Annotated in this window: 18 protein-coding genes; 5 read left to right on the forward strand and 13 right to left on the reverse strand. The window is 37.1% G+C overall.

What is annotated here, in order from left to right; genetic code table 11:
• Positions 1-11: 11 nt before the first annotated feature.
• From K5G00_RS13680 to K5G00_RS13700, 5 genes are all read right to left on the reverse strand, one after another.
• The gene (locus K5G00_RS13680) at positions 12-566 is read right to left on the reverse strand and encodes a manganese efflux pump MntP (protein ID WP_238766721.1); all 555 of its coding nucleotides are present in this window, start codon (positions 564-566) and stop codon (positions 12-14) included.
• 423 nt (positions 567-989) lie between these two features.
• Entirely contained in the window at positions 990-1,412 is a 423-nt protein-coding gene (locus K5G00_RS13685) for a NirD/YgiW/YdeI family stress tolerance protein (protein ID WP_238766722.1), read from the reverse strand.
• 147 nt (positions 1,413-1,559) lie between these two features.
• Positions 1,560-2,798, reverse strand: a complete 1,239-nt coding sequence (locus K5G00_RS13690; protein ID WP_238766723.1) for a sensor histidine kinase — start codon at positions 2,796-2,798, stop codon at positions 1,560-1,562.
• Positions 2,795-3,481, reverse strand: a complete 687-nt coding sequence (locus K5G00_RS13695; RefSeq protein ID WP_238766724.1) for a response regulator transcription factor — start codon at positions 3,479-3,481, stop codon at positions 2,795-2,797. The genes K5G00_RS13690 and K5G00_RS13695 overlap by 4 nt, the downstream gene beginning before the upstream one ends.
• Before the next feature lie 184 nt (positions 3,482-3,665).
• Complete coding sequence (locus K5G00_RS13700; protein ID WP_238766725.1) at positions 3,666-6,467, reverse strand: S9 family peptidase; 2,802 nt, start codon at positions 6,465-6,467, stop codon at positions 3,666-3,668.
• Between the two features lie 222 nt (positions 6,468-6,689).
• Between K5G00_RS13700 and K5G00_RS13705 the strand changes: the two genes are divergently transcribed.
• Positions 6,690-7,451 carry a hypothetical protein gene (locus K5G00_RS13705; RefSeq protein WP_238766726.1) on the forward strand — a complete coding sequence of 254 codons (762 nt, stop codon included), beginning with the start codon at positions 6,690-6,692 and terminating at the stop codon, positions 7,449-7,451.
• A gap of 23 nt (positions 7,452-7,474) precedes the next feature.
• Here K5G00_RS13705 and K5G00_RS13710 read toward each other — a convergent pair whose 3' ends face one another.
• The 4 genes from K5G00_RS13710 to K5G00_RS30065 form a co-directional block, all read right to left on the reverse strand.
• The gene (locus K5G00_RS13710; RefSeq protein ID WP_238766728.1) at positions 7,475-8,605 is read right to left on the reverse strand and encodes a saccharopine dehydrogenase family protein; all 1,131 of its coding nucleotides are present in this window, start codon (positions 8,603-8,605) and stop codon (positions 7,475-7,477) included.
• A gap of 2 nt (positions 8,606-8,607) precedes the next feature.
• Entirely contained in the window at positions 8,608-10,758 is a 2,151-nt protein-coding gene (locus K5G00_RS13715; protein WP_238766729.1) for a hypothetical protein, read from the reverse strand.
• Positions 10,759-11,849: 1,091 nt separating this feature from the next.
• A complete protein-coding gene (argS, locus tag K5G00_RS13720; RefSeq protein ID WP_238766730.1) occupies positions 11,850-13,640 on the reverse strand; it encodes an arginine--tRNA ligase in 1,791 nt (596 codons plus the stop codon).
• A 113-nt stretch (positions 13,641-13,753) separates the two neighbouring features.
• A complete protein-coding gene (locus tag K5G00_RS30065; protein WP_317235552.1) occupies positions 13,754-15,067 on the reverse strand; it encodes an OmpA family protein in 1,314 nt (437 codons plus the stop codon).
• A 158-nt stretch (positions 15,068-15,225) separates the two neighbouring features.
• On the opposite strand from K5G00_RS30065, the gene K5G00_RS13730 reads away from it, so the two are divergent.
• On the forward strand, positions 15,226-15,765 hold the full coding sequence (locus K5G00_RS13730; RefSeq protein ID WP_238766731.1) for a 3'-5' exonuclease: 540 nt from the start codon (positions 15,226-15,228) through the stop codon (positions 15,763-15,765).
• Here K5G00_RS13730 and K5G00_RS13735 read toward each other — a convergent pair.
• Both K5G00_RS13735 and K5G00_RS13740 read right to left on the reverse strand, forming a co-directional pair.
• A complete protein-coding gene (locus K5G00_RS13735) occupies positions 15,757-16,191 on the reverse strand; it encodes a DUF5606 family protein (protein ID WP_238766732.1) in 435 nt (144 codons plus the stop codon). The genes K5G00_RS13730 and K5G00_RS13735 overlap by 9 nt on opposite strands.
• A gap of 55 nt (positions 16,192-16,246) precedes the next feature.
• Complete coding sequence (locus K5G00_RS13740) at positions 16,247-18,295, reverse strand: TonB-dependent receptor plug domain-containing protein (protein WP_238766733.1); 2,049 nt, start codon at positions 18,293-18,295, stop codon at positions 16,247-16,249.
• A gap of 282 nt (positions 18,296-18,577) precedes the next feature.
• Here K5G00_RS13740 and K5G00_RS13745 point away from each other — a divergent pair, with 282 nt between their 5' ends.
• The 3 genes from K5G00_RS13745 to K5G00_RS13755 all read left to right on the forward strand — a co-directional run bounded on the left by K5G00_RS13745 (position 18,578) and on the right by K5G00_RS13755 (position 21,700).
• Positions 18,578-20,266, forward strand: a complete 1,689-nt coding sequence (locus tag K5G00_RS13745; RefSeq protein WP_238766734.1) for a hypothetical protein — start codon at positions 18,578-18,580, stop codon at positions 20,264-20,266.
• Positions 20,267-20,564: 298 nt separating this feature from the next.
• Positions 20,565-21,074, forward strand: coding sequence for an RNA polymerase sigma factor (locus tag K5G00_RS13750; RefSeq protein ID WP_158863179.1), 510 nt, complete (start codon positions 20,565-20,567; stop codon positions 21,072-21,074).
• Positions 21,075-21,151: 77 nt separating this feature from the next.
• A complete protein-coding gene (locus tag K5G00_RS13755) occupies positions 21,152-21,700 on the forward strand; it encodes a DJ-1 family glyoxalase III (protein ID WP_238766735.1) in 549 nt (182 codons plus the stop codon).
• Between the two features lie 47 nt (positions 21,701-21,747).
• Here K5G00_RS13755 and K5G00_RS13760 read toward each other — a convergent pair whose 3' ends face one another.
• Positions 21,748-22,407, reverse strand: a complete 660-nt coding sequence (locus K5G00_RS13760) for an NAD(P)H-dependent oxidoreductase (protein WP_238766736.1) — start codon at positions 22,405-22,407, stop codon at positions 21,748-21,750.
• Complete coding sequence (locus tag K5G00_RS13765; RefSeq protein WP_238766737.1) at positions 22,388-22,945, reverse strand: flavodoxin family protein; 558 nt, start codon at positions 22,943-22,945, stop codon at positions 22,388-22,390. The genes K5G00_RS13760 and K5G00_RS13765 overlap by 20 nt, the downstream gene beginning before the upstream one ends.
• Positions 22,946-23,028 lie beyond the last annotated feature (83 nt).

A 23,028-nucleotide genomic window follows, 5' to 3' on the forward strand; every position in this document is an offset into this window, starting at 1 on the left:
TTGATATTGTATTAAAAATCAGGCCCAAATCCAATTAAATTAATGATTCCCAGCAGGAACAACATTACTCCGCCCCAGGCTTTAATGTAATATAGTCGTTTTCCGATGAGGCTTCTCCCACGGAGAATACCAAGCGTGGTGGCAAAAAACAAAACAACTCCGCTTATCATGGCTACGGTTAAAATATTCAGGTTAAGCAAAGCCAAACTAATTCCAATGATAAGTGCATCAAACAAAGCGGCCAAAATCATTCCAAGTAAAACAATTAGCGAAACCGATCTTAGTTTATTTTTCCTGACCAAACTTTCAATGATCATTTTTAAGCCAAGCAAAGCTAAAATGGCCAGTGCAATCCAGCTTTCATAACGCGTAAGCAAATCCTCCAGCTTTTCACCGGAATACCAACCAACAATCAGCACCGGAATGTGCAAAATAATTAGGGCCAACGCCACTTTTACTGATTGGTTAAAACGGATTCTGCTAAGGGTTTTCCCGGTGGAAAGTGAAATCTCCAAAACCCCCATAGAAAGAGCTGTAACAATTAAAATTATGGAAGGAACAGTCATTTTTGTTGTTTTTTAGTGGCTTGTATAAAGTTAGAATAATTATAACAATACTAAAGATTATCAATCCATAGATTTTTTAAAGGTGACTTTTATCCTCGTTTTTACAAGTTGTGTGAAAACTAAATTTTGCGGCTAACCCTGGTATTTTATGTCAGGGAATTACAATGAGAAACATGGGATTTAGCCCTTAATATCAACTCTCTGCACTAAAGTTCGCAAAGATATATAGCTCTGTTTTACTGGCATAAATACCGGCGTGATTAAAATTTTTCACAGCCTCTTTGGCAAAGTTTTGGAGGGGTGAAAACATATGATTACAAATTGTTTCAAATTCATTCTCGTCATTTAAAATCAAGAGACTACAAGAGAAAAAAGCTCCGGAGAGTGGAAGAAAAGTATCCCGGTTCTCCGGAGAAAAGCATATTAATTTGCCGTTGTAGTATCTGCTGAATCTGATGGTGTTTTAGTGGATCCGATTGTAATGTGTTTCACTTCAAACTCGGTACCTTCAAGTAAATCATAATCTATTTCTCCAACAATTGTTATTTCAGTTTTGTCATTAAATGGCTCTGCGGGCATGTGTTTCTTTTCAATTTCAATTTTAATTCGCCCACTCGAATCCTGAAACCAGTAATTGTCTTCGGTAATTTGCTCTACCACATAACCCTGAAGCTTTACCATGGTGTCTTTTCTGTCCAGTTTCAAGGCCTGGTCCGACGCGTCTTTCACTTTATACAATTGGGCTTTTGAACCCGGGCCTGTGTATTGTGCATACCCCATGCTACAAATAGCAGCAAAAAAAGCTGTGATAAAAATCATTCTGAACGTTTTTTTAATTGTTTTCATACTCCTAGTTTTTGTGAAGCCCGTTTTCTGAGTGAGACTGATCTCGGTCTTTCTCATCGTTTTTCTGTTTTCTGTCTCAGCCACGAGCTGTTATGTTTTTAAATCGCCAGCTAAATTAAGAAGCAATTTTGGAGAGATTTGGGATTTTTATCCCTGCTGGAAATTTATTTCAATTTTGTGGTGATTCGTTTCTGAAATAGCGTATGAAAGTTTGAATTTATAAATTTCACAAATTTCTTTTACAATGGCCAGTCCGATGCCAATGTTGCCATTTTTACCTTTTGAAAAGCGTTGCAATAACAGCTTCGGGTTTCCGCTAAACCCTTGCCCGCTGTTTTCTATTATGAGACTTTTATCGGTTAGCTTTACGGAAATAGAACCACGTTGAATGTTGTGTTTTACTGCATTTTTTATGAGGTTGTTGACCAGAATTTCCGCAAGTCCCGTATCCATGAGAAGTGTGCAAGGCCTGGTTTCTTTTGAAATTTTTATTTCGCGAATGGCCGCAACCTCGTCAAAAGTTTTGAGAGAACTTTCCAGAATTGTTTCAAAATTGATTTTTTCGTTGTTGTTGAATTCACGATTGTTGATTTTGCTCAGTAACAAAAGCGATTTTTGAATTTGCGAAAGCTTTGTGGCTGCTGAATAGATTTTATTCAACTCTTCCAAATGCGCTGTTTTGTTGCCCTCTCCAAGTAATTTTCCGGCGTTGGCTTTTATAACAGCAAGGTGGGTTTGCAGTTCGTGCGAGGCATTTTCATTAAATTCCTTATTGTGTTGAAAATCGTCGGTAATTTTTTTCAGGAAAGAATGCAAAGTCGAATTCAACTGGCTAAACTCATCAATAGTTGTTTTATCGAAATCGGGTGGAGGAGAGCCAATTTTGTGGTGGGTAATTTTGTTTAGTGTTTTGTAAAACGGATGCCAGATTCTGCCAGCCACTATATTGAGTGTGAGCACCAGAAAAATTCCAATTAGAAAAATGAGGCCGGTAATGATAAAAATAGTCCCTTGAGCAATATCGTCGCGGCCCAGCAACAAATGGCGGATAACAATAGTAAAATCGTGTCCGTTGTGATTGATGGAAAAACGCAGCTCGCGGTGAGGAACCATTTCATTGTCGCCGGACTCAAGAAGGAGCGTATCTTTAAAAACGGGTTGTTCCAGTTTTAAATCAGGAATAATATCTGCTACTTTATGAAAATCAGGCAAGTCGTTGTTTTCTTCGTGGTAGCGAACCAGTCGCTCCATTTCATAGGTCAGAAACTCGTCGGTCTCTTCATAAGTAATGTATTCAATAATAAAAAATGCAAAGAGGCTCCCGATAACCAAAACCGGAATTAACCACACCGAAGTGTAAATGTATGTCCGTTTAATAAGCCTCATTCAGTGGGGTTTGAGTCGAGTTTGTAGCCAATGCCGTACACTGCTTTTACAGGTGTGTTTATGCCGGCTGCATTAATTTTTTTGCGAAGGTTTTTTATGTGAGAATAAATAAAATCAAAGGAATCGGCTAAATCCATGTTGTCGCCCCAAATGTGTTCGGCAATACTTTCTTTTGTTAGTGTCCGCCCCGGATTTGAAAAGAAAAACAAAAGGATGTCGTATTCACTTTTTGTCAGTTCAATTTTTTGTTCGCCGGCAAAAACTTCGCGGCTGGCTGTATCGATCGAGATTCCATTTACAGTTACTTTGCTGTTTCCCGAAAAATTACGCCGGCGCAACAATGCTTTTATTCGGGCAACCAGTTCGGCCATGTCAAAGGGTTTGGTAATGTAGTCGTCGGCACCCAAATCAAGACCTTCTATTTTGTTGTCGAGCGAGTTGCGTGCAGAAATAACAATGATTCCGGTTGAGGGATTTTGTGTTTTCATTTCTTTAATGAGTTCCAATCCCGAACCATCGGGAAGATTAATATCAACCACAAAAACATCGTAGTTGTACAGGAAAATTTTTTCATGTGCATTCTGAAAATATAGCGATGTTTCGCATAGAAAATTTTCCGATTCCAGGGTTTCGGTTATTGTTTCCATAAGTTTCGCGTTATCTTCAACAATCAGAAGTTTCATCTGTCACAATTTGTATCGCCCGTTAGCCCAGTGAAATAAAAGCTTGGCTATTTTTTGCTTTTTATCTCAGCCGAGGGTTTTTGTTCTCGTTTTTCAATAATAGAATTTAATTTTGGATAAATTTTGGATGTGTTAATAAAAGCTAAGATTATGGCTTTGTTTCAGAGTATTTTTTATATAAATATCATTCTGAAAGTTCGTAACCCAGATCAGTTCCTTTATCTACCGCAGGTATTCCTTCTTTCATCCATTGGGGCATTGGTTCTCCTTTCAAGTAGTGGTCAAAAAACTGAGCCAGACGAATTTGGAAATCTGTTTTGTCGCGCACTTTTAAGGGCCAGTGATCGGCTTCGTTGTAGTTGAGCAACCACGCCGGTTTTTGTAATCGGCGCAAGCCTATAAAAAATTCAATTCCCTGATACCACGGCACAGCGCCATCATCATCGTTGTGCATAATCAAGATTGGTGTATTTATTTTGTCGATGGTAAACAGCGGCGAATTTTCGAGGTACCGCAGTGGCGCGTCCCAAATGGATTTTCCAATGCGACTTTGCGTATGTTCATATTGGAACGAACGGTTTAAACCCGACCCCCAACGAATTCCTCCGTAAGCCGAAAACATATTCACAACCGGAGCTCCGGATTCAATGGCTGCGAATAAATTCGTCCGTGTAGCAAGGTAAGCCACCTGGTAGCCACCCCAACTATGCCCTTGCGCACCAATGTGTTTTTCATCAACAAAACCTTTTTCAATTAAAGAGGTAACACCGGGCATCACGCAGTTAAATGCATCTTCGCCCGGATAGCCGGTTTTGTAATATACATCCGGATTAAAAACCAAATATCCGTTGCTGGTGTAGTAGTGGTAATCGATGGTGGAACGGTGATTTTCCGGCATCCGGTAACTGTACAATTCCTGCGAGCTCTTTTCGTAGAAATTCACAATCATCGGGTATTTTTTTGAAGGATCGAAATTTTCCGGTTTGTGCAATGTGCCTTCCATTTTTCGTCCATCCAGCGATGTCCAGCTTACTAATTCCGCCGTTCCCCACAAGAAGTCTTTTTGTTGTGGTGCCGCAACGCTTATATGTTTTATTTCTTTGAATGATAAATCGGTTGCAATTAAATTGGGGTAAGTTTCAAAGTTTTCTTTGGTGAAAACAACCTGGTCTGCATCTTTTGCTTTGTGAGGCCGGTTCAAACTATATTTTCCGGAAATTAATTTTTGAGGCTCGCCTTTTTTGAGGGTCAAAACATAGTACCCGTCCTCACGTGTAACTTCATTGTGACCACTTAAATACATCGGTTTTTTAGGATCAATTCCTTGTTCTTCTCCTCCTCCGAAACGAGATCTTCCTTGATTTTCAAAATCAATAACACGGTATTCAATATTGTTTTCCCTCCCATTTTTTGTGATTTTTACCGGAGCTGTTTTGTTTTCCGGATCCACCTTCCACACATCAAAGCGGTCATTAATTAAAATCGCCTCATCGTCTTTTAACCAGCCTGCATTTCCGTAAGAACGCGGCAGATTCGGCACATCATTTAATTCATCAGCTACCTGCACTGTAATCGGAGATGTAATTTTGAATTCTTTTTCACTTTTGATATTTAAGGTATTCCACGATGTATCAACTGCATTGTACCAATAAACATATTTTCCTTCCGGCGAAAAACGTGGATTGGCACGTACGTTGGTATCGATTTTTTTTGCATCGCCGGTATTTACATCAACCAAATAAAAGTCGTTGTGGTCGGGACTTCCTTCCCACATGCTCTGTACGGCGTACGGATGATTCGACCAGGCAATAAATTTATCGCCGTCACCACTTTGTGTTTGCTGTATTCCTGAAAAAGCTTTGGTTTCAAGTTGAACCGCTTTTTCTTTCGGAATATTAAAAACGGAAAGGTATGTTTTTTTCATATCGCGGTTACGGTTGTGCAACTGAACGGTTTGCAGTTCTTCTTCGTTCCATGTCCAAATATCCAAAACCGGAATTTCTTCCTCCAAAACCGTGGTGTCTTTGGGCGCTTTTTTCGGTGCGGTTCCGTAAAATAAACGTTCGCCCGAGTCAGAAAAAGAAAGTCCTCCGTCTTCGCTGATTTCCCAGCTTTCAGGAACAGCGTCGTTTTCGTTGGTGAGAACTACTGAAGCCGTTTCTTCGCCGTTCCACAAATACAAATTGTAGTTTGCTTCGTCCTTTTTATCTTCGGAACTATCACCTAAAAAAGCAATTTTATCACCTGTCTTGCTGATTGTCAGTTGTTTGAATTTTCCTTCGCCGCTCCATACTTTTTGAGGCAGATTTGTTTTTAAATCAACACAATAAATTCCTGCGTCAAAAGTGCTGTCTTTTCCTTCAGAAATAAACGTGAGCATTTCCTTTTCTTCAGCAAAAACATAGTCGCTCACTGCGGGAAATTCAGAAACTTCACTTGAAATCAGATTTTTTATAAAAAGCGGAAAAACCTTTTCATCTTTTTTCCCTTTCGGTCCCTTTTCTTTTTTTGTGGTGTCTTTGGGCGTTTCTGTTTGCCAGGCAATCCAGCCAGCCCATTTTTCAGGAACTTTAACTGATTCGTAGTTTTTTACGGTATCGATTTGGTTATTCTTCAGATTATAAATTAAAAGATCGTCTTTGGGAAAATCTTCTTTTTTTGTCTTTTTCAGTTTAAGCGTGCGGATGGTATCTTCTGCAGGTTTTAGCGTAAATACAACAAACTTGGAGTCGGAAGTGATTTGCGCGTTGGTAGCACATTCTATGGATGCTTTTTCATCTCCTTCCGGCGTTGTAATTTTTAGTGTCGGATCGCCTTTCCAGGGCTCTTGTTTATAAACAACATATTTGCCATCGTTCGAAATGTGTTGTTCGGTAATTCGTTCCCACTTCAGAATATCATCGTGTGTAAGTGCTTTCTTTTCCCCCTGAGCAAAAAGAGATAACGAATACATTAAAAAAATAAACAGTGCAGCAGTTTTTTTCATTTGAATCGTATTTTTTCATTTGATTTTCCCTTTGAAAGGATTAAAGTAGAAATATTTTTAGAGATTTTAAATAAACAATCAAAATCTGAGTTGAAATATAATTTTAATATTAAACGTTTGTACTAATGATTAAATAATTTTAAAAAAAGTACTTCTACTGATGAATTTGCAATAATATTGTAACTTCGATTACTACGAAGTAGATTTAAAAGACCAAAAATTGTGATTGCAATAGAAGAACGAGTTGAGCACCTTTTGTTAATTTTTGAAATTCTTTTAAAAGGTGATAGCCAGGATAAGTTGTTTTCAGAAAACCGGGAGCTTTTGGAAAATTGTTCGCCGACAGATGTTTCTTCACTCGTTGACAGACTGGTTTCCATGGAGACTCCAATAGAAAAAATAAAAACTGGAATTGATAGATTAATGGCTATTCTTCGTCCGACCATTGAAAATCATCCCTACATACCACCGTCATCGGAAACTTATCTTGGGTGTTTGCTGGAAAATAATAGAATACTGGATGAAAAATTGGGAGCTATTCAACCTTTGTTAAAGCAGTTAAACGAATTTCCTGAAAATGAAAACAACCGGACTTCGTTAAGCGCGGCTATCATCGAATTGTCGAAGTACAGAAATTATTATGAAATTAAGGAGAGTATTCTTTTTCCTGAAATTCGCAGACATATTTCGAAAAGCGGTTGTCTTACCGTAATGACATCGTATCACAAAGAAATTAAGACAAAATTGGAGTTGGTCTTACACTTGCTTTCTTCAGATAATTTAGACTTAGCTGAATTTAATAAAGTTGTAAGTGGATTACTGTTAGTTATGTACGAAGTTAAATTCAGGGAAGAAAGGATTCTTTATATTATTGTTCAGGACTCTATTTCAGAAACAGTGTTAAATTCTTTGTATGATGAAAGTATGGAAATAGGATTTCCCTATTTTCAGCCAAACCTTGAGGACAAAAAGGAGAACGAATAAAACTCTTTGCGTCTTGTTTTCAATCAAATTATTGATTCCTTTTGGTAGATTACTCCACGTTCTTCCAAATATTTTAAAATATAAGTGAGATTACCGTCATCTTCTCCAACAAATTCTGGAGGGTTAACTCCTGGTTTTGAAAATCCATTATCGAGGATAAGATTGGCTACAGCAGCACATGTATAGCCGGTTGTACGTGCCATTGATATGGTTTGTGTTTCTCTGTCAAATTTGTCAAGAAGGTGATAAATATATTTTGCAGGAGAGCCATTTTCGATTCCTTCAATAACGATACGCATTATGGTAAAATCTTCTTCGCCTTCTTTTAATTGCCATTTTGGAAACAGTAGTTTTGCTGTAATATCTATGGGGCGAATTTTTTTTCCGTCGATATCAATTTCCTCGTATGAGAAAAAACCGGATTCGCGCAGCACTTTTAGATATTCAATACAACCCGGATAACGCAGCGTTTTTTCAATCATATTTGGAATATTTTTCATGGTTTGCATCAAAGAACGCAGCCCGTCGGAATTCCAGGACTCCAGTGTCCCAATTTCTTCGAAATGAATCAATTCTGGATCGGAAAGCGCTTCTTTGGTTACCATTTCATAATTTTGAATAAAACGCGCAGGACGAGTGTATTCTTCAATTACATCGATGGGAGAGAACACAGCTTTGTATTCGTAGGGCCACTCGCGAACCACGGGCAAACCACCAACCAAACATTCGTACGATTTTACACCCATTTTTTTATTGTGATGTCCCAAAATAATATTTCCCATCCCCGGTGCCACTCCACAGTCGGCGACAACCGTTACCTGATGTTTCTTTGCGAGCCCGTCGAGTTGTATAAAATCTTCCGCCATAAAAGAAATATCGACCATATTTTTGCCCGACTGAATCACTGTTTTCATTGCCGGATATCCCATAAAACCAGGAACAGCCCCAACGACCAAATCAAAGTCTTTTACGATTCTTTTTAGATTTTCAGAGCTACTTAAATCTGCCTGAATCGTTTTTATTTTAGGATGATTTTGAAACTTTTTTAAAGTGTCAGCGTGTAAGTCAACACTGGTAACATCATAATTTTTAGAGAGGTCAATGGCAATGGCACTTCCTACAAGGCCTGCTCCAAGAACAATTATTTTTTTCATAATTAGAATACTGGTTGCAGATTTTCCCACTTTACATTCCAGTCAGGAGGAAATCCGGGATTATTTTTTGTATTTCCTTCAAAACCGGCACACATCATTGCAACAGCGGTTAATAAACCTCCATTTCCCGGAAGATATATACGTAATCGCGATGTTTGATAATTGTGACCGTTTACCAGGTAACTGTTTTTTTGTACATCTTTTAACAAGAGACTAATGGCCTTGTCTGGTTCACCCAACCGTGTGGCTGACATTGCTGCCATTGGGTAGTCCCAGCCCCAGGTACTTTCCCAGTTCCATATTTTTTCAATGTGGTTGAAAGTGTTTTTCATGATAGCGGTATCCATTTTTACCGTGGCAGGCAAAATTCCAAAAGCGCCCAAAACCATTGGATGATCGGAATAGTAATGTTCGTTTTCATATGAATCGGGAGCACTTTCAGCAGCGAGGTACAGTCTGTCTTTTTGCGCAAATGCGGGTAGTCCGTCAATAACAGCCTGCCATTCCGGGTTCGCTGGCATGTTTAATCTTTTGAGCCAGTTTTGTGCAACTGATAATCCCCAGTGCCAGTATGCCACTTCAAAAGGAGGGTTGCAGGTTTTCTCCTTTTCCAGGCTTTCCTGTGCAGGGATGAGTGGCGGCCCTAAAATGTAACGGCTGTTCTCTTCGTCAAAACGGGCAAAGTCGGCCATAAAATCGGCAGTTGCAAAAACAAGATCAGCGTATTTTTTTAAAGTAGTGTCGGTTGGATTCTGACGGTAACATAATTCTGCAAAATAAATAATATGAGGTTGTTGCCAGATTAAAAATTCACCGACACCTGAGGGGCTGTCGCTCCCGTTTGGATCGGTCATTTTGGGCCAGCGGACACCATCGTATCCTTGAATTTTGGCCTTGATTTTTGCTTTTTGGAAAATATCAGTGTAATATCCCAGACTTTTGGACAGAAGGTCGGTTCGATTCCAGTAGGCCCAATGTGCAGCATGCCACCAATGCATCTCAATATGGAATTTGCCAAACCAACTGTTGTAAGTTAATCCGGTTTCCTGGGGCGGTAGTGTTCCCGCACATTGAATTCGCTCCAGGTACTGCGAAAGAACAACACGGCGTTCCAGTTCTTTGGCCAGCGGATTTTCAGTAGCTGAAAAATCAACAGCACCACCTCTTTCCCAGTAGTTTTTCCACATTTTAATTGAGAGTTCTTTTGCATGCGCGAAACCGGATGTTTCCTTAAAATTGTTTGTAGTTTTGAACTCCACTGCTACTGATAATTCTGTGTTTCCATTCCCAGGTTGTAAAACAAAGTAGTGTGGCTCTTTCAATTTTAGTTCCGCATTTCCGGTCCAGGTGAGCCTTGCAAAATATTCAGTTGTATCAATTGTATGTTTGAACGTAACATCGTTGGGATTTTGGTTAACAATTTCGGAAGTGTGTTTCTCCGGGCTTTCCCAATCACAGGCATCGTCAGCATGATTCCCCGTTGGATAAGGAAAACGGAGTTTTATGCCAAGCTGATTGTTTTTTATGATTTCTGACTTAATATGAATTCCTACTAAATCTTTTTCGGGATGACAAATCGTTTCAATATTTACTTTTTGTTCTGAAATGTCGAAAGAACTTGTAATCAGTCCCTTCCATAAATTCAATTGTTGGTCGATACTTTCTATTTCTTCCGGATTTACAGGTGTTTTGTCTGTATGTAAAAGTTCCAGACCAACAATTCCCAGATGCAAACGGTGGGGGTTTACTCTGCAGTAGTTAGCTGCTTCCTTTTTTCTTTCGGGTTCATTCCATTGAATTGCATATGGAACCTTTCTTCCTTCAACATCAAAATCCTTATATGATTCTTCCAGTTTATAGCTTTCTGCATTAGGAAAACTGTGCCAGCCCCATTCCGACATTGTCCCAAGGCAAACACCGTTTTTATAAATTTCAGGAAAAGTTTGCAAGCCGGTGGCATCAACGGTAAAAGCAAACTTTCCGTTTCCCACCGAAAGCGACGAAAGAGAATCAAAACTATTGATTTGAATATTGTGCCGGTTTACCAGCGCAAATCGGTCAATTTTAGTTCCTTCCTCTTTTGTTGATGTGCAAGAGAAAGCTATTCCACAGAAAAGAAAAATCAGAGAACTGAAGTTTAGTTTTGGTTTCATTTGATTAAGCATTTTCAGATTTAAAAACAGGACGACTCGTTGTTTGTATTTTCCTTGTAGCATTCGTTGTATTAGAAGAAAGTGGTTTTCGGTTTTTCATTGGTTTAGTTTTAATCCTTCGAAAATAGTTAAAATCAATATTTTCCTGAAATTTAAATTATAATCTTGAACCCGATAAAAAAGAAAGCGAAAAACATCAACATATTCTCCGCTCAAGATTTTTACATTTCTGGTGACGCAGAAATGCAATTAATAAACTAAAACATTTTAGCCAGATAATACTGGCTACTTTTTTATTTCTTCCATCTCTTTGAGCACTGCAAGCTCTGCCGGAAAGGATATCTGGACGATTGCTAAATCGATGACTATATTGAATGTTGCAAAAAAGGGTTGCTGAAAAAATAGCAAGGGAAATGACCGCATAAAGATTTTGTTAGGCTACATAAATAAGGACAAGTTGAAACACTTTTCCCCGGAGAGTTGTTCGAAGGGGAGAAGTGTTTACGAAACAGCCTAAGACTACTTTAATTTAGAGGTATTTTCCTAACGCTTTACTTCGTTTATTCGATACAATGGAAACAGTTTTATCGCAGTGTCAGATTTCCGGCTTAAAACAGAATCCAAAAGAAGAAAATGCTCGGTAGATTTATAAAGAAATTAGACCTACATTGAGATATTCTGCAAATAAAATTTTCGAAGTTTTTTTTTATCGAACCAATACAATTTAATATGTACATACGTTCAGGTAGTAGTTGGGGAATTTTTATGTGTGAAATAATCATTTTTCGTTGTAATTCCTTGTTTGGTAGTTATTAATGGGTTTATTTTCTGAGTTTTTATTCTTTTTGAAGCAAAAATAATTTTTGTTTTTTAATGTATATATTATCCCATTTTTCTATTTAAATTCCTTTTTAATTGTTTGGATTTAAGCATTTTTCTGTTGATTTAGGGGTTACCTTTTGGGATTTTGCCGAATATAATAATGGAAGGACGCTGGTTCCCTTAAATCGTTAAATCAAATCATGATCGTAATCTTCGATTACACAAGAAAAGAAAGTACAGAAGGAGGCATACCCCGCCTCCTTTTCTTTTTACATTCTTTCAGGCATTTCTATGCCAAGCATATTCATTCCTGATTTTATAACATTACCAACGGTGGCTGATAATATCAAACGGAAATTTCTTTTATCCATATCGGGTTCTGAAAGTATAGAATGATCATGATAAAACTGGTTATACTCTTTTACCAGTTCGTAGCAGTAGTTTGCAATTACTGCCGGACTGTAATTACTACCTGCTTCTTTAACAGTCCCCGGGAATAGCGAAATCCTTTTCAGGATATCTTTTTCCTTATCTGAAAGCGAACCTGATTGAATCGTTTTATCTATTGTAATAGTATTGTCAGCGGCTTTTCTTAGTACCGATTGAATACGCGCAAAAGTATATTGAATAAATGGACCGGTATTTCCATTAAAATCGATGGATTCTTCGGGATTGAATAACATGTTTTTCTTTGGATCTACTTTTAATATAAAATATTTAAGCGCCCCCATTGCAATCATCCGGTAAGTTTTTTCTGCCTCCTGAGCTGACAGGGAATCAAGTTTACCAAGCTCCTTTGACATATTTCTGGCAACATTTACCATTTCCTCCACTAAATCGTCAGCATCAACCACTGTTCCTTCCCTCGATTTCATTTTTCCTGATGGAAGTTCTACCATACCGTATGAAAAATGATATAAATCTTTGCCCCATTCAAACCCCAATTTATCAAGCAAATGAGCCAAAACCTGAAAGTGGTAATTTTGTTCGTTCCCAACAACATAAACCATTTTATCAATAGCGAAATCAGCAAAACGCATTTTTGCGGTACCAATATCCTGTGTCATATAAACCGAAGTACCATCGCTCCTCAGCAATATTTTTTGATCAAGTCCTTCTTTTGTTAAATCAGCCCAAACCGAGTTGTCGTCTTTCCTGTAAAATATTCCTTCATCTAATCCTCTGAGGACTTCCTCTTTTCCCACCAGATAGGTTTCTGATTCATAATAGATTTTGTCGAAATCTACACCAAGCTTTTTGTAAGTAATATCAAAACCTTCATAGACCCACTCATTCATGGTTTTCCAAAGTTGAACAGTTTCCTCATCTTTGGCTTCCCATTTCCTTAAAAGTTCACGGGCCCCTAAAATGGAAGGAGCCTGGTTTTCGGCCTCCTCTTTTGATATCCCTTTTTGAACCAGTTCGGCTATTTCTGCCTTGTAATGTTTGTCAAATTCAACATAAAATTCGCCCACAAGGTGATCGCCTTTCATTCCTGAATTTTCCGGGGTTTTTCCATTTCCCCACATTTGCCAGGCATACATCGATTTGCAAATATGAATGCCACGGTCGTTAACAATGTTGGTTTTTACAACTTTTTTTCCGTTGGCCTTTAATATTTCTGAGATTGAAAAACCCAACAAGTTGTTTCTGATATGTCCCAAATGCAAGGGTTTGTTTGTGTTGGGAGAGGAATACTCAATCATCGCCAATTCAGAATTCTCTTCAGATAATTTTATTCCATATTTTTCCTGAGAATAAGCTTCCTGTAAAACTGTTAACCAAAACGTTTTATCGATAACCAGATTTAGAAATCCTTTTATAACATTATAGTTTTCAATAACATCAACCGATTTTAAAAGATGATTTCCAATTTCTTCTGCTGTTGCTTCAGGTGTTTTTTTTGAAAAGCGTAAAAAAGGAAAAACAACAAGTGTTACGTCTCCCTCAAAGTCTTTTCGTGTATTTTGCAACTGAATCTGATTTTCATTGGCTTCCAGTTTATATAACTCATTTAAAGCCTTTTTTACAGCATCAAGAATTATTTTATCGATATTCATTTTGAAAGTATTTTAAGAGCGACAAAGATAATATTTTAGGGCGTGTGAAATTAAGAAATCAAAAAAAAGCCCTGTCAAACGACAGGGCTTTTACAAATATTATAAATCAATAATTATTTTCTGATTTTTAATGTTTCGAATTCAACTCTACGATTTAGCTGACGGTTCGCACGTGAATTATTTTCTACTTCCGGTTTGCTTTCTCCGTAGTAGTTTGAACTTACATAAGCATTGTTTATGCCTTTTGTGAGTAGGTATTTCACAACCGCCTGAGCACGTTTTTCAGAAAGTCCCATATTGTATCTTTCCGGACCGGTACTATCGGTATGTCCGCCAACTTCTATTTCATATTCTTTGCTTGACTGCAGTTTATCGACCAGTTTATCCAACTCTTCCTTCCCTTCTGATCTGAGTGTAGATTTATCAAAGTCGAAAAGAATATTTGGTATCTGAATTGTTTCCCAATCCGGACATCCGTCATTATCAACAGAACCAGGTTCGGTAGGACATCTGTCCTGGCAATCAATAACACCGTCTCCATCAGAATCCAGCGGGCATCCGTTTTCATCAACCGGGCAACCTTTTGGCGTATCCGGGCATTTGTCTTTTGGATCAGGAACACCGTCTTCGTCAGTATCGGGACATCCGTTGAATTTAGCCAAGCCAGGAACATCTGGACAGTCGTCATCTTTATCGGCAATTCCATCACCGTCTCTGTCAGGACATCCGTTTAGTTGTGGGCTTCCCGGTTCGTCCGGACAATCATCTTTGTAATCCGGAACTCCATCACCGTCGCGATCCAGCGGACAACCTTTTTCGTCAACCTGTACTCCCGGAGGTGTATCCGGACATTCGTCTTTTCTGTCCGGGACTCCGTCACCATCAGAATCTTTAGCTTTTCCTAATGCAAATTCAATAATTCCTGAAACTTTAATATGGTCATCAACAACATCGGTCAAAACATTGTTGATATGTCTTGTTCCATCTATGCCTTTAATGTAAGCAGCTTCCAAATACAAAGAAGTATTATCGCTTATAGGGAATTTAGAACCCACACCTGCATTAAAGTTCACTCCGTCTTTCAGGTTATCCCACATATAACCAGGGCCAGCAAATAAATAAGGTTGTACACTGGCGTTTTCTGAAAGAATAGAGCCATTATAAAATTTAAACCTCAAATTCAGCAAAGGATTTCCAAAGTCAATACCGTCGTCGTTAAACCCCATTTCGTATTTCAACATAAGATCAAATGACGGACTTAAATAACGGCTGACATAAAACTCACCTAAAAATCCAAGTTCATTTTTTTCGAGGTTTTGATACAATCCGGGCCCTAATCCAATTGCCCATTTGTTATCTGAATTCTGGGCAAATGCAGCACCAATAATAAAGGATAGAACTAAAAAAAGTAAGGTAAATTTTTTCATAGTAGTATTTTTTGTTAATGTATTTCCACGTCGCATAACCAATTTAGGAATTAATTTTGATATTCTAAACAGTGTATTTAATGTTTATGTTTAATTTTATGGTTCTTTTTACAAATTTATAAATTTTAATCAATTCGATAGATTAAATAATCATTATTTTGTTTGCAATAATTGATATAGAAACAACAGGAAACAGTTATCAAAACGGTAAAATTACTGAGATTGCTATTTTTCAGCACAATGGAATTGAGATTACCGATTCGTATTCAACGTTGATTCACCCGGAAATGGATATCCCTTACTTTATCACAAATTTAACAGGTATCAGTAATGAAATGGTTAAAAATGCTCCCAAATTTTATGAGGTGGCAAAGAAAGTTGCGGAAATGACAGCGGGGAGAATTTTTGTTGCGCACAACGTGAGTTTTGACTATAAGTTTGTAAAGGAAGAATACAATAGGCTGGGATATTTTTATAACAATAAAACGATGTGTACGGTGCAACTGGCCAGAAAATTGCTTCCTGGACACGAGTCATACTCACTGGGTAAGTTGTGTGCTGATTTGGGCATTGAAATAAATGGCAGGCACCGCGCAGCCGGCGATGCACTTGCCACTGTCAAACTTTTTGAGATTCTTTTGGAGAAAAATAAATTGTATAACGATTCTAAATCATTGAATAATTATAAACTATTCTGAATCGGATTTTATTTCCTCATCTTTTGAGGCATTTTCTTCTTCTTCGGAGAAATTTAGTAATTCCTTTTCCTTCAGAATATTATACCAAAGAAGTACTTTTTTTATGTCAGAAACATAAACACGCTCCTTATCAAAATCAGGAAGAATTTTTTCAAAATAATTTTTCAACTCGTTTCCGGATGATTTCGGACTTAAAGCTTCTCCTCCTTCCTCTTTTTCAGCAATCGATTTGAAAACATCTTTTAACGGTATATCTCCCGATTCGGTATAAATAGCAATATCTTCTAAAGCTGAAACCTTAGAGGTTGAATATACCGGAATTCTTTTTTTTGTGTCCAGTGATTCAACGATTATACTATTTTTCGACTCGGCGACCATCTTAAAAAGTCCTGACTGACCTGAAATTGCTAATAATCCTTTTAACATGACTTATTTTTTTGGCGAATATACAATTTTTGAATCTCCATTGAAAATTCATTTTCTAATTAAAATTTATTTTATACGAAACACCTGTTTTTATCCATCGTCCTGGCTGAATAACGTTACCAATATCGTAATAATTGTTGTTGAAAATATTGGATGCCGAAATAAAAAGAGACAGATTTTTTAATGTATACGCAATTTTTCCGTCGAGTAACCAAAAAGGAGAATAATCAATTTCGTTTGCCCAATCATTGTTGTCAAAACCTGTAAAAGTTCCTTCTCGGTCTTGGTATATAAGTTTCATATTTAGTGATATTCTGTGCATAATTTTCTGGTTTAGTCCGATTACCAGTTTGTGTTTTAAATTATCCAAAACATAGTTTGAAATGAGTTCCTGGTTTTCTTTTGTAAGGTTGTTTATGAAATAATTTATCTCTAATTGTTCAGGAAAAGGATTTCCCAGTTGTTTTTGAAGATTAAACCGGAGTTGAAATTCTGACCCCAAACTGTTGATTTGGGTGAGGTTTTGCGGTTGCCAAACGTCGTCGCTGCTGTTTTTAACCCAATCGATAATATTTTTTCCTTCTCTGTAAAATAAAACGGCATGCCCCTGAATAAATACTGTATTAAATTTTAGTCCTCCTTCTATTGTCGCAGATTTCTCCGGTTTTAAATCCGGATTTCCGACATTGCTTGGCCCCTCATAATACAAATCAGTAAAAGTAGGCATCCTTAACGAAGTGTTAAAAGACGAGAATGCTTTTAGTTTGTCAGTAAAATTATAACTGATTTCCACACCTGGAAAAACGTTCCACCCGAGCTTGCTTTCCGAGATATGATTTGTCATTACACCACCGGTAAATGTCCAATTTTTAATATAAAAAGCATGTTCAAAAAAAGCCGACCATGTATTTCTTGATTTTGATTTTGTAAATTCAGCATCTTCTCCGGGTACCTTTTTGTGGTCTTTCATTTCTTCACCCAGAACATTACTTAGAATATTTTCTGAGCGGAATTCAAAGCCCAAAGCCGTTTTTCCCAAATCTGATTGAATCCAAGAGTTCAGGTTTGCTCCATAAACGTTAGTTAAGTGGTAATTGTGGGTTGTATACCAACTGACCGGATTATCCCGAAAAAGTTCAAACCTGTCTTTATGTCTGCGGTAGTAAACAACGGGAGTCAAATGCAGTTTTGACTTTGATTCCCACTTTGCTGATGAAAAAAGTGTTTTTGTTGCTTCGTATTGGTTTGGGTATTGGGGAGTATAAAAACTATTTGCCCCAAATCCTTTTTCTGAATTGCCCAATTGAAGTGAAAATGTTCCGCTTTTTGTTTTCAATTGATTGCTGTAAAATACGCTACTGGTTTTAAAATCAGTGTTCTGAATGTACCCATCCGAGCTTTTTCGGTTGACAGAAATACTGTGCCTTAATTTTCCTGTGGCAACTGAACCCGAAATGTTAAAATCGGAATACGAAAAGCTTCCGTAGGTTGCACCTGCTGAAACCAAATTCGAATCGGGCATTTTGGTAACAATATTAATTGCGCCCGAAAAAGCATTTGGACCATAAACTCTTGCAGCTGGTCCTTCCAGAATTTCAATATGCTCAATTTGATTTAAACTAACAGGAAGATTTAAGTTGTGATGTCCGGTTTGCGGGTCGGTGATGTTGACGCCGTTCAGAAGGATTAACATTTGGTCGAAAGTACCTCCGCGAATGCTTATATCCGCCTGTACTCCCTCAGAGCCTCTCTGTCTTACATCAACTCCGGCGATATATTCCAGGAGATCCTGAACGTTTTGTACCGGGGCATACTCAATTTCATCGCTCTCAATCACGGAAATAATCCGTGCCACCTGCGAATACACGGCAGGCGATCTTTGCGCACTGACCTCGATCTCATCAAGGTCGTATTGCATTTTAACTTCAGTTGTGTCTTGTTCCGTTGCTACGGAAAGAGACGGTGTGGAAAGAAAATAAATAACAGCTAAAACTGAAATTTTAACCACCCGGTGCATCGTTTGAAACGCCGAATAATTTTTTCTTTCCCATTTTCTGAAAGTTAAAATACAATGCGCATGTAAATTAATCTTTGCTTTATACATAATTAATATTTCAAGTCTGCAAATATACTATTCGGTTCAGAACAACGTGAATGAAGATTTGTGGTCGCAACATTTTTAATGGTATGATTAAATAGAATTAGCGGAACAATATCATAAATGCTTTCAATACTTATTGTTTATATTTGTGTCTGAATAGATGAGGACAAAATTTAGATGTACGATTTAAGCAACATTCCTATTTTGTCTTTGTTATTTAACCTTTAGCCCGGATAGGTAAATCTGATGCTTTTTGGTCTTTGGTGTATAATTAATAATTTTTAAATGAAATTTTACTTACTCCTTATAAATTTAATTTTGTGCTCGTTTTTGTTAAATGCACAGAATATTCAGAGAAATAGTAACAATGAGAATTCAAAAAACAAAGGACTTGTAATTATAGGTTTAACAAATAACAGGGAGGTGGAAAAACAGTTTGAGGAGAAAATATCGCCCTCAGGGGATTATTTAAATATTGAAATCTCAAATAATGTGCTTAAGCCTCTTGATGAAAACATTTTAGGAAATATAGAGTCGAAACTGTTTTCAGAGGAAGATTTAAATTTGTTACTCAATAATAATAAGCTTGGGCAGCAAATTTTGTCATTTTGGTTTGCCCGGCGAGCGGATGGTACTTTTGATATTAAATCGATACAGGAAAAAAAACATATAGATATTCATGAAGTTGTGTCATTACTGCAGCAAACCGATAAGAAAAGAGTTGGAGCAGATGATATAAGCGGGTTTGATGTGGTGAACAAGTCCTATATTATCTTGGTCGACTTTAAAGATATTCAATCCATGGATGAATACTATGATCAAAATGATATAGAAGATGAATATAGAATTTTGGAGGGCTTTATTTCCGGATTTAACTATTATTTGATGAAGCTCGACTTCAACAATTTCGTAGCCTCCCATTTTCTAAATAATTATTTGATAACGGAAGAAACGAAGCAAAATCTGAATAAGAAACAGGAGTTCGTAACAGTTGACTTTCCTTTTGTATTGATAAAGGCAAAATCAGACCAGGTTGCGTCAACGCTTCATACTGATCCTGAAAATGAATCTTCTGAGCTGGATCCTGAATTGTCAAGGCGATTATTAGGCCAGTTGGTTAATCTTGCTGTGAATAAAGCTTTGTTGAATATTGAAAGAGAGGATCATTTTTATAAATACAACAGAATTCAGTCAACAAAGCCTGTTGCTGCTTCAATGGGAATGAACGAAGAACTTAAATTTGATAGCCGGTATTCTGTTTTTACTAACCAGATTAATGAATTGGGGAAAGTAGAGAAAGAAAAGATTGGAGTTGTAAAATCGGTGAAAGTTGTTGATAACAGGCCAGGTAGAGAGGGAGTTGGTGATTTGTCGGAGTTTTACCAAATAGGAGGGAAAAAGATTACTTCGTCTGGGATGTATCTCGAAAGAAAAAAAGATCTGGGAATAAATATTGGTTTTGATCGCAGTTTTTACGGGCCAGTGAATACTTCAGCAAGGATAGAATATTACTTTTCAAAACTTTTCGATGGAACAATTCAACCGGGGAAGCGTGCTCAAGGGTTAAGTTCTTTTAAAATTTATCTGGAGGCTGGATTTAATAATGGTACGTATAAAATAGATGATCAAAACAGGGACTTTGAATTTTTGCGAGGAGTAATTGGACTGAGTAAGGATTTTTATCCTGTCCGGTTTATGCACTGGAGTCCGTTTGTAGGATATGGATTTGAATCCGCAACATATAGTGGTTCTGATAATATTATTTCCACCAATTATGTGGAAGCTGGATTGCGTTTAGGAGTAAATATTACTCACAATCTTCAGGTGATTGGCACCTTTAAGAATGACTTTCTCATCAATACTGTCTTACTTGACGGAGAAAGAGAAGTTATAAGCGAGAACTTTAATTATGTGCGTACTTTTGCAAACAGAAAAGGAGTTTCTTTGGGGCTTGGTTTTCGGATAATGTTATAATCTGTTTTTGAACAAAAAACCAGATTTTTCAAAAAATCGCAGGTGTTTTTTTATTTTTTCTATAGATTTTTTATTCCTATAGAACTTTTAAATCAAATGATTTTTGTTTTGTGTTTTTGTAATAAGCTTAAACATAGAATATTGCAATGTCGTTGCTAAACGCATTTAGACTTTGTTCACAATAGAATAAATATTCTTTATATGATATAGATAAAATCAACCACTAAAAGAGTTCAAAATCTTTTAATTCTGCTTTGTGCTTCTTAAATTTGTTTAGACAAATTAAAAATAACACGCCATGACTCAGATTCAATTTAATAACGCGCTTCTCGGTTTAAGAGACAAATTGCATTACTATGCACTAAGTTTAACTTCTGATTCAGAAAGAGCTGATGACCTTCTTCAGGAGACCTTTCTGAAAGCTTTAACCTATCGTGACAAATTTACGCAAAACACGAATTTTAAAGCCTGGATTTACACCATTATGAAAAATACGTTTATTAACGACTATCGTAGAAACGTAAAAACAAAAAATACGTTTGATGGTTCAAATAACGACTTTCATCTGATGTTTTCAAAAGATAAAGTTTATCCGGCACCGGACTCTTTTTACAGTACAAAAGAAATTCATAAAAATATTAACGCGCTGGAAGATGAGTATAAAATTCCATTTACAATGTTTCTGGATGGTTATAAATATAAAGAGATTGCTGAAAAGCTTGATTTACCGCTGGGGACAGTAAAAAGCAGAATTTTCTTTACGCGTAAAAAATTGGAAAAATCGTTGAATGAGTATTCAGATAATTGATATTAAAATGTATTAATCAAAAAAAGGTCTTCAGTTTCTGGAGATCTTTTTTTTATTTTGGGCGAAAAGTAAATTTTATGGAAAGTATTGCTGTGCACTTAGCTGAAGGATTTGAAGAGATTGAAGCGATAAGTATTATCGATGTATTAAGGCGTGCAGATTTTAAGGTTATCACGGTTTCTGTAACCGGAAATTTAACAGTTACCGGCTCACACGAAATTCCGGTAGTTGCTGATGAACTTTTTGAAAACGTAAACTTTGATTCAATCGATATGATTGTTCTTCCAGGCGGGATGCCGGGGGCGAAAAACCTGAATAATCACTCCGGACTAAAAAAGCAGATTTTAGAGTTTAATAAGAATGGCAAACATCTGGGCGCCATTTGCGCAGCACCGCTTGTTTTTGGTTTGTCTGGGATTTTAGAAGGTAAAAATGCAACCTGTTACCCCGGTTTTGAAGAGAATTTGGAGGGCGCTTTAATTACTGAACAGCCAACCGTAGTGGACGGAAATATTACTACAGGAAAAGGAGCCGGTGTTGCGATTCAATTTGCACTTAAAATTGTAGAAGAGTTAAGAGGCGCGGAGGCTGCTGCTGAACTCGCAAAAAAGATGATAGTTCAATAGAAAATTAATACTCATTGGGTAGACTCACAGTCACCCAATGAGCAATTTTAATTTGCATACGGCGCATCAAACCGCTTTTCAAAAGCATTATTTTTTTTCAGATTTTTATCCCAGTAAAAATTGGAAATTCCTGTTTTTTGCATCAGTCCAAAAACACCGAGCCTGAATTTTGAAAATTTATAAGGCCCCGAGAGTTTTGATAAATCCTTTTCATCGAGTTTTCCTTTCGTAACAAATTCGTTTCCCAGAAATTCCATTTTCTTAAATAGCTTTCTGGTCATCATTTCAGGCATAATTTTAATTCCTTCCACACCGGGTTTTACAATTACACCCAAACATTCCATTTTCCATCTTTTTGAGAGCAAAAGCAAATAATCTTTTACTTCCATTGAATGCACAGCTTCAGGAAAACCTGATTGAACAAGGAAAAGTATTTTCTTTCCTGAACCATCAAAATTCCCAATAGTTTCAATAAATTGTTTTACCATTCCCGGCATAGAATCAACATAAAGCGGAAAAGCCAGAAAGATTGTTTCAGCTTCCTTGAAATGTTTTACTTGCTCTTCTAAATGTTTTTCCTGAATAAGGTAATCGATTGAAGTTACGCTGCCGCCAGCACGCTCCAAACCTTTTTGAAAGTGGGTGAGTAGAATTTTTGTATTTGAATTGTTCCCTCGTGGAGACCCGTTAAAGATGGCTGATTTCATGGCTAAGTTGTTTTGGATTGATGGAATTAATGGAATAAAAGAATTTTACTTCGGAATGAAAGTTTAGTTTAATCCGGCTAAAGATTTTTTCGACAAGTTCAAGTTCCTCTTTACTGGAATCGTTTGGCTCAACCAGAACTCCCATTTTAGGATAGTTTGGGTATCGCTTTTTATGATGGTATTCACCTTCAACAATTTTTATGTATGGGTGAACCAGCGGAATTGTTCTGTCGTGAAATTTCTTTAGAATTGCAGAATACATTCCCATAATCATGGGAGAGGAGTAGATGACTAAATCACTGTTTATTATTGATTTTAGCGTCTCCGGTGCATCATCGTTAAAACGACAAACTCCCGGAGTTTTCCACCAGCAGTCCCAACACCCAATGCATTGTTTGATGTTTTTTTCGGAAAGATGAAAGATGTCCACATGAGAATTGCCGGCCTTTAATGCTAAAGTGAGTTCTTCGATGAAGCTATTTAGTGGATTTTTACCCGAATCGGGATTTCCATCGACAATTGTAATTTTCTGAATCATTTTTTTTGTTAGCTGATTGTTTTTAACCAAAATTATAGATGATTCATTTCGGAACAGACGAAAATTCGGTGAATGGAAGATTT

Source organism: Maribellus maritimus, from assembly GCF_022267315.1.
Lineage (GTDB): Bacteria > Bacteroidota > Bacteroidia > Bacteroidales > Prolixibacteraceae > Draconibacterium > Draconibacterium maritimum.

Excerpts from the sequence above, each read along its gene's own strand:
- K5G00_RS13680 (WP_238766721.1), bottom strand. The coding sequence starts at position 566 with ATGACTGTTCCTTCCATAATTTTAATTGTTACAGCTCTTTCTATGGGG.
- K5G00_RS13685 (WP_238766722.1), bottom strand. The coding sequence starts at position 1,412 with ATGAAAACAATTAAAAAAACGTTCAGAATGATTTTTATCACAGCTTTT.
- K5G00_RS13690 (WP_238766723.1), bottom strand. The coding sequence starts at position 2,798 with ATGAGGCTTATTAAACGGACATACATTTACACTTCGGTGTGGTTAATT.
- K5G00_RS13695 (WP_238766724.1), bottom strand. The coding sequence starts at position 3,481 with ATGAAACTTCTGATTGTTGAAGATAACGCGAAACTTATGGAAACAATA.
- K5G00_RS13700 (WP_238766725.1), bottom strand. The coding sequence starts at position 6,467 with ATGAAAAAAACTGCTGCACTGTTTATTTTTTTAATGTATTCGTTATCT.
- K5G00_RS13710 (WP_238766728.1), bottom strand. The coding sequence starts at position 8,605 with ATGAAAAAAATAATTGTTCTTGGAGCAGGCCTTGTAGGAAGTGCCATT.
- K5G00_RS13715 (WP_238766729.1), bottom strand. The coding sequence starts at position 10,758 with ATGAAACCAAAACTAAACTTCAGTTCTCTGATTTTTCTTTTCTGTGGA.
- argS (WP_238766730.1), bottom strand. The coding sequence starts at position 13,640 with ATGAATATCGATAAAATAATTCTTGATGCTGTAAAAAAGGCTTTAAAT.
- K5G00_RS30065 (WP_317235552.1), bottom strand. The coding sequence starts at position 15,067 with ATGAAAAAATTTACCTTACTTTTTTTAGTTCTATCCTTTATTATTGGT.
- K5G00_RS13735 (WP_238766732.1), bottom strand. The coding sequence starts at position 16,191 with ATGTTAAAAGGATTATTAGCAATTTCAGGTCAGTCAGGACTTTTTAAG.
- K5G00_RS13740 (WP_238766733.1), bottom strand. The coding sequence starts at position 18,295 with ATGTATAAAGCAAAGATTAATTTACATGCGCATTGTATTTTAACTTTC.
- K5G00_RS13745 (WP_238766734.1), top strand. The coding sequence starts at position 18,578 with ATGAAATTTTACTTACTCCTTATAAATTTAATTTTGTGCTCGTTTTTG.
- K5G00_RS13750 (WP_158863179.1), top strand. The coding sequence starts at position 20,565 with ATGACTCAGATTCAATTTAATAACGCGCTTCTCGGTTTAAGAGACAAA.
- K5G00_RS13755 (WP_238766735.1), top strand. The coding sequence starts at position 21,152 with ATGGAAAGTATTGCTGTGCACTTAGCTGAAGGATTTGAAGAGATTGAA.
- K5G00_RS13760 (WP_238766736.1), bottom strand. The coding sequence starts at position 22,407 with ATGAAATCAGCCATCTTTAACGGGTCTCCACGAGGGAACAATTCAAAT.
- K5G00_RS13765 (WP_238766737.1), bottom strand. The coding sequence starts at position 22,945 with ATGATTCAGAAAATTACAATTGTCGATGGAAATCCCGATTCGGGTAAA.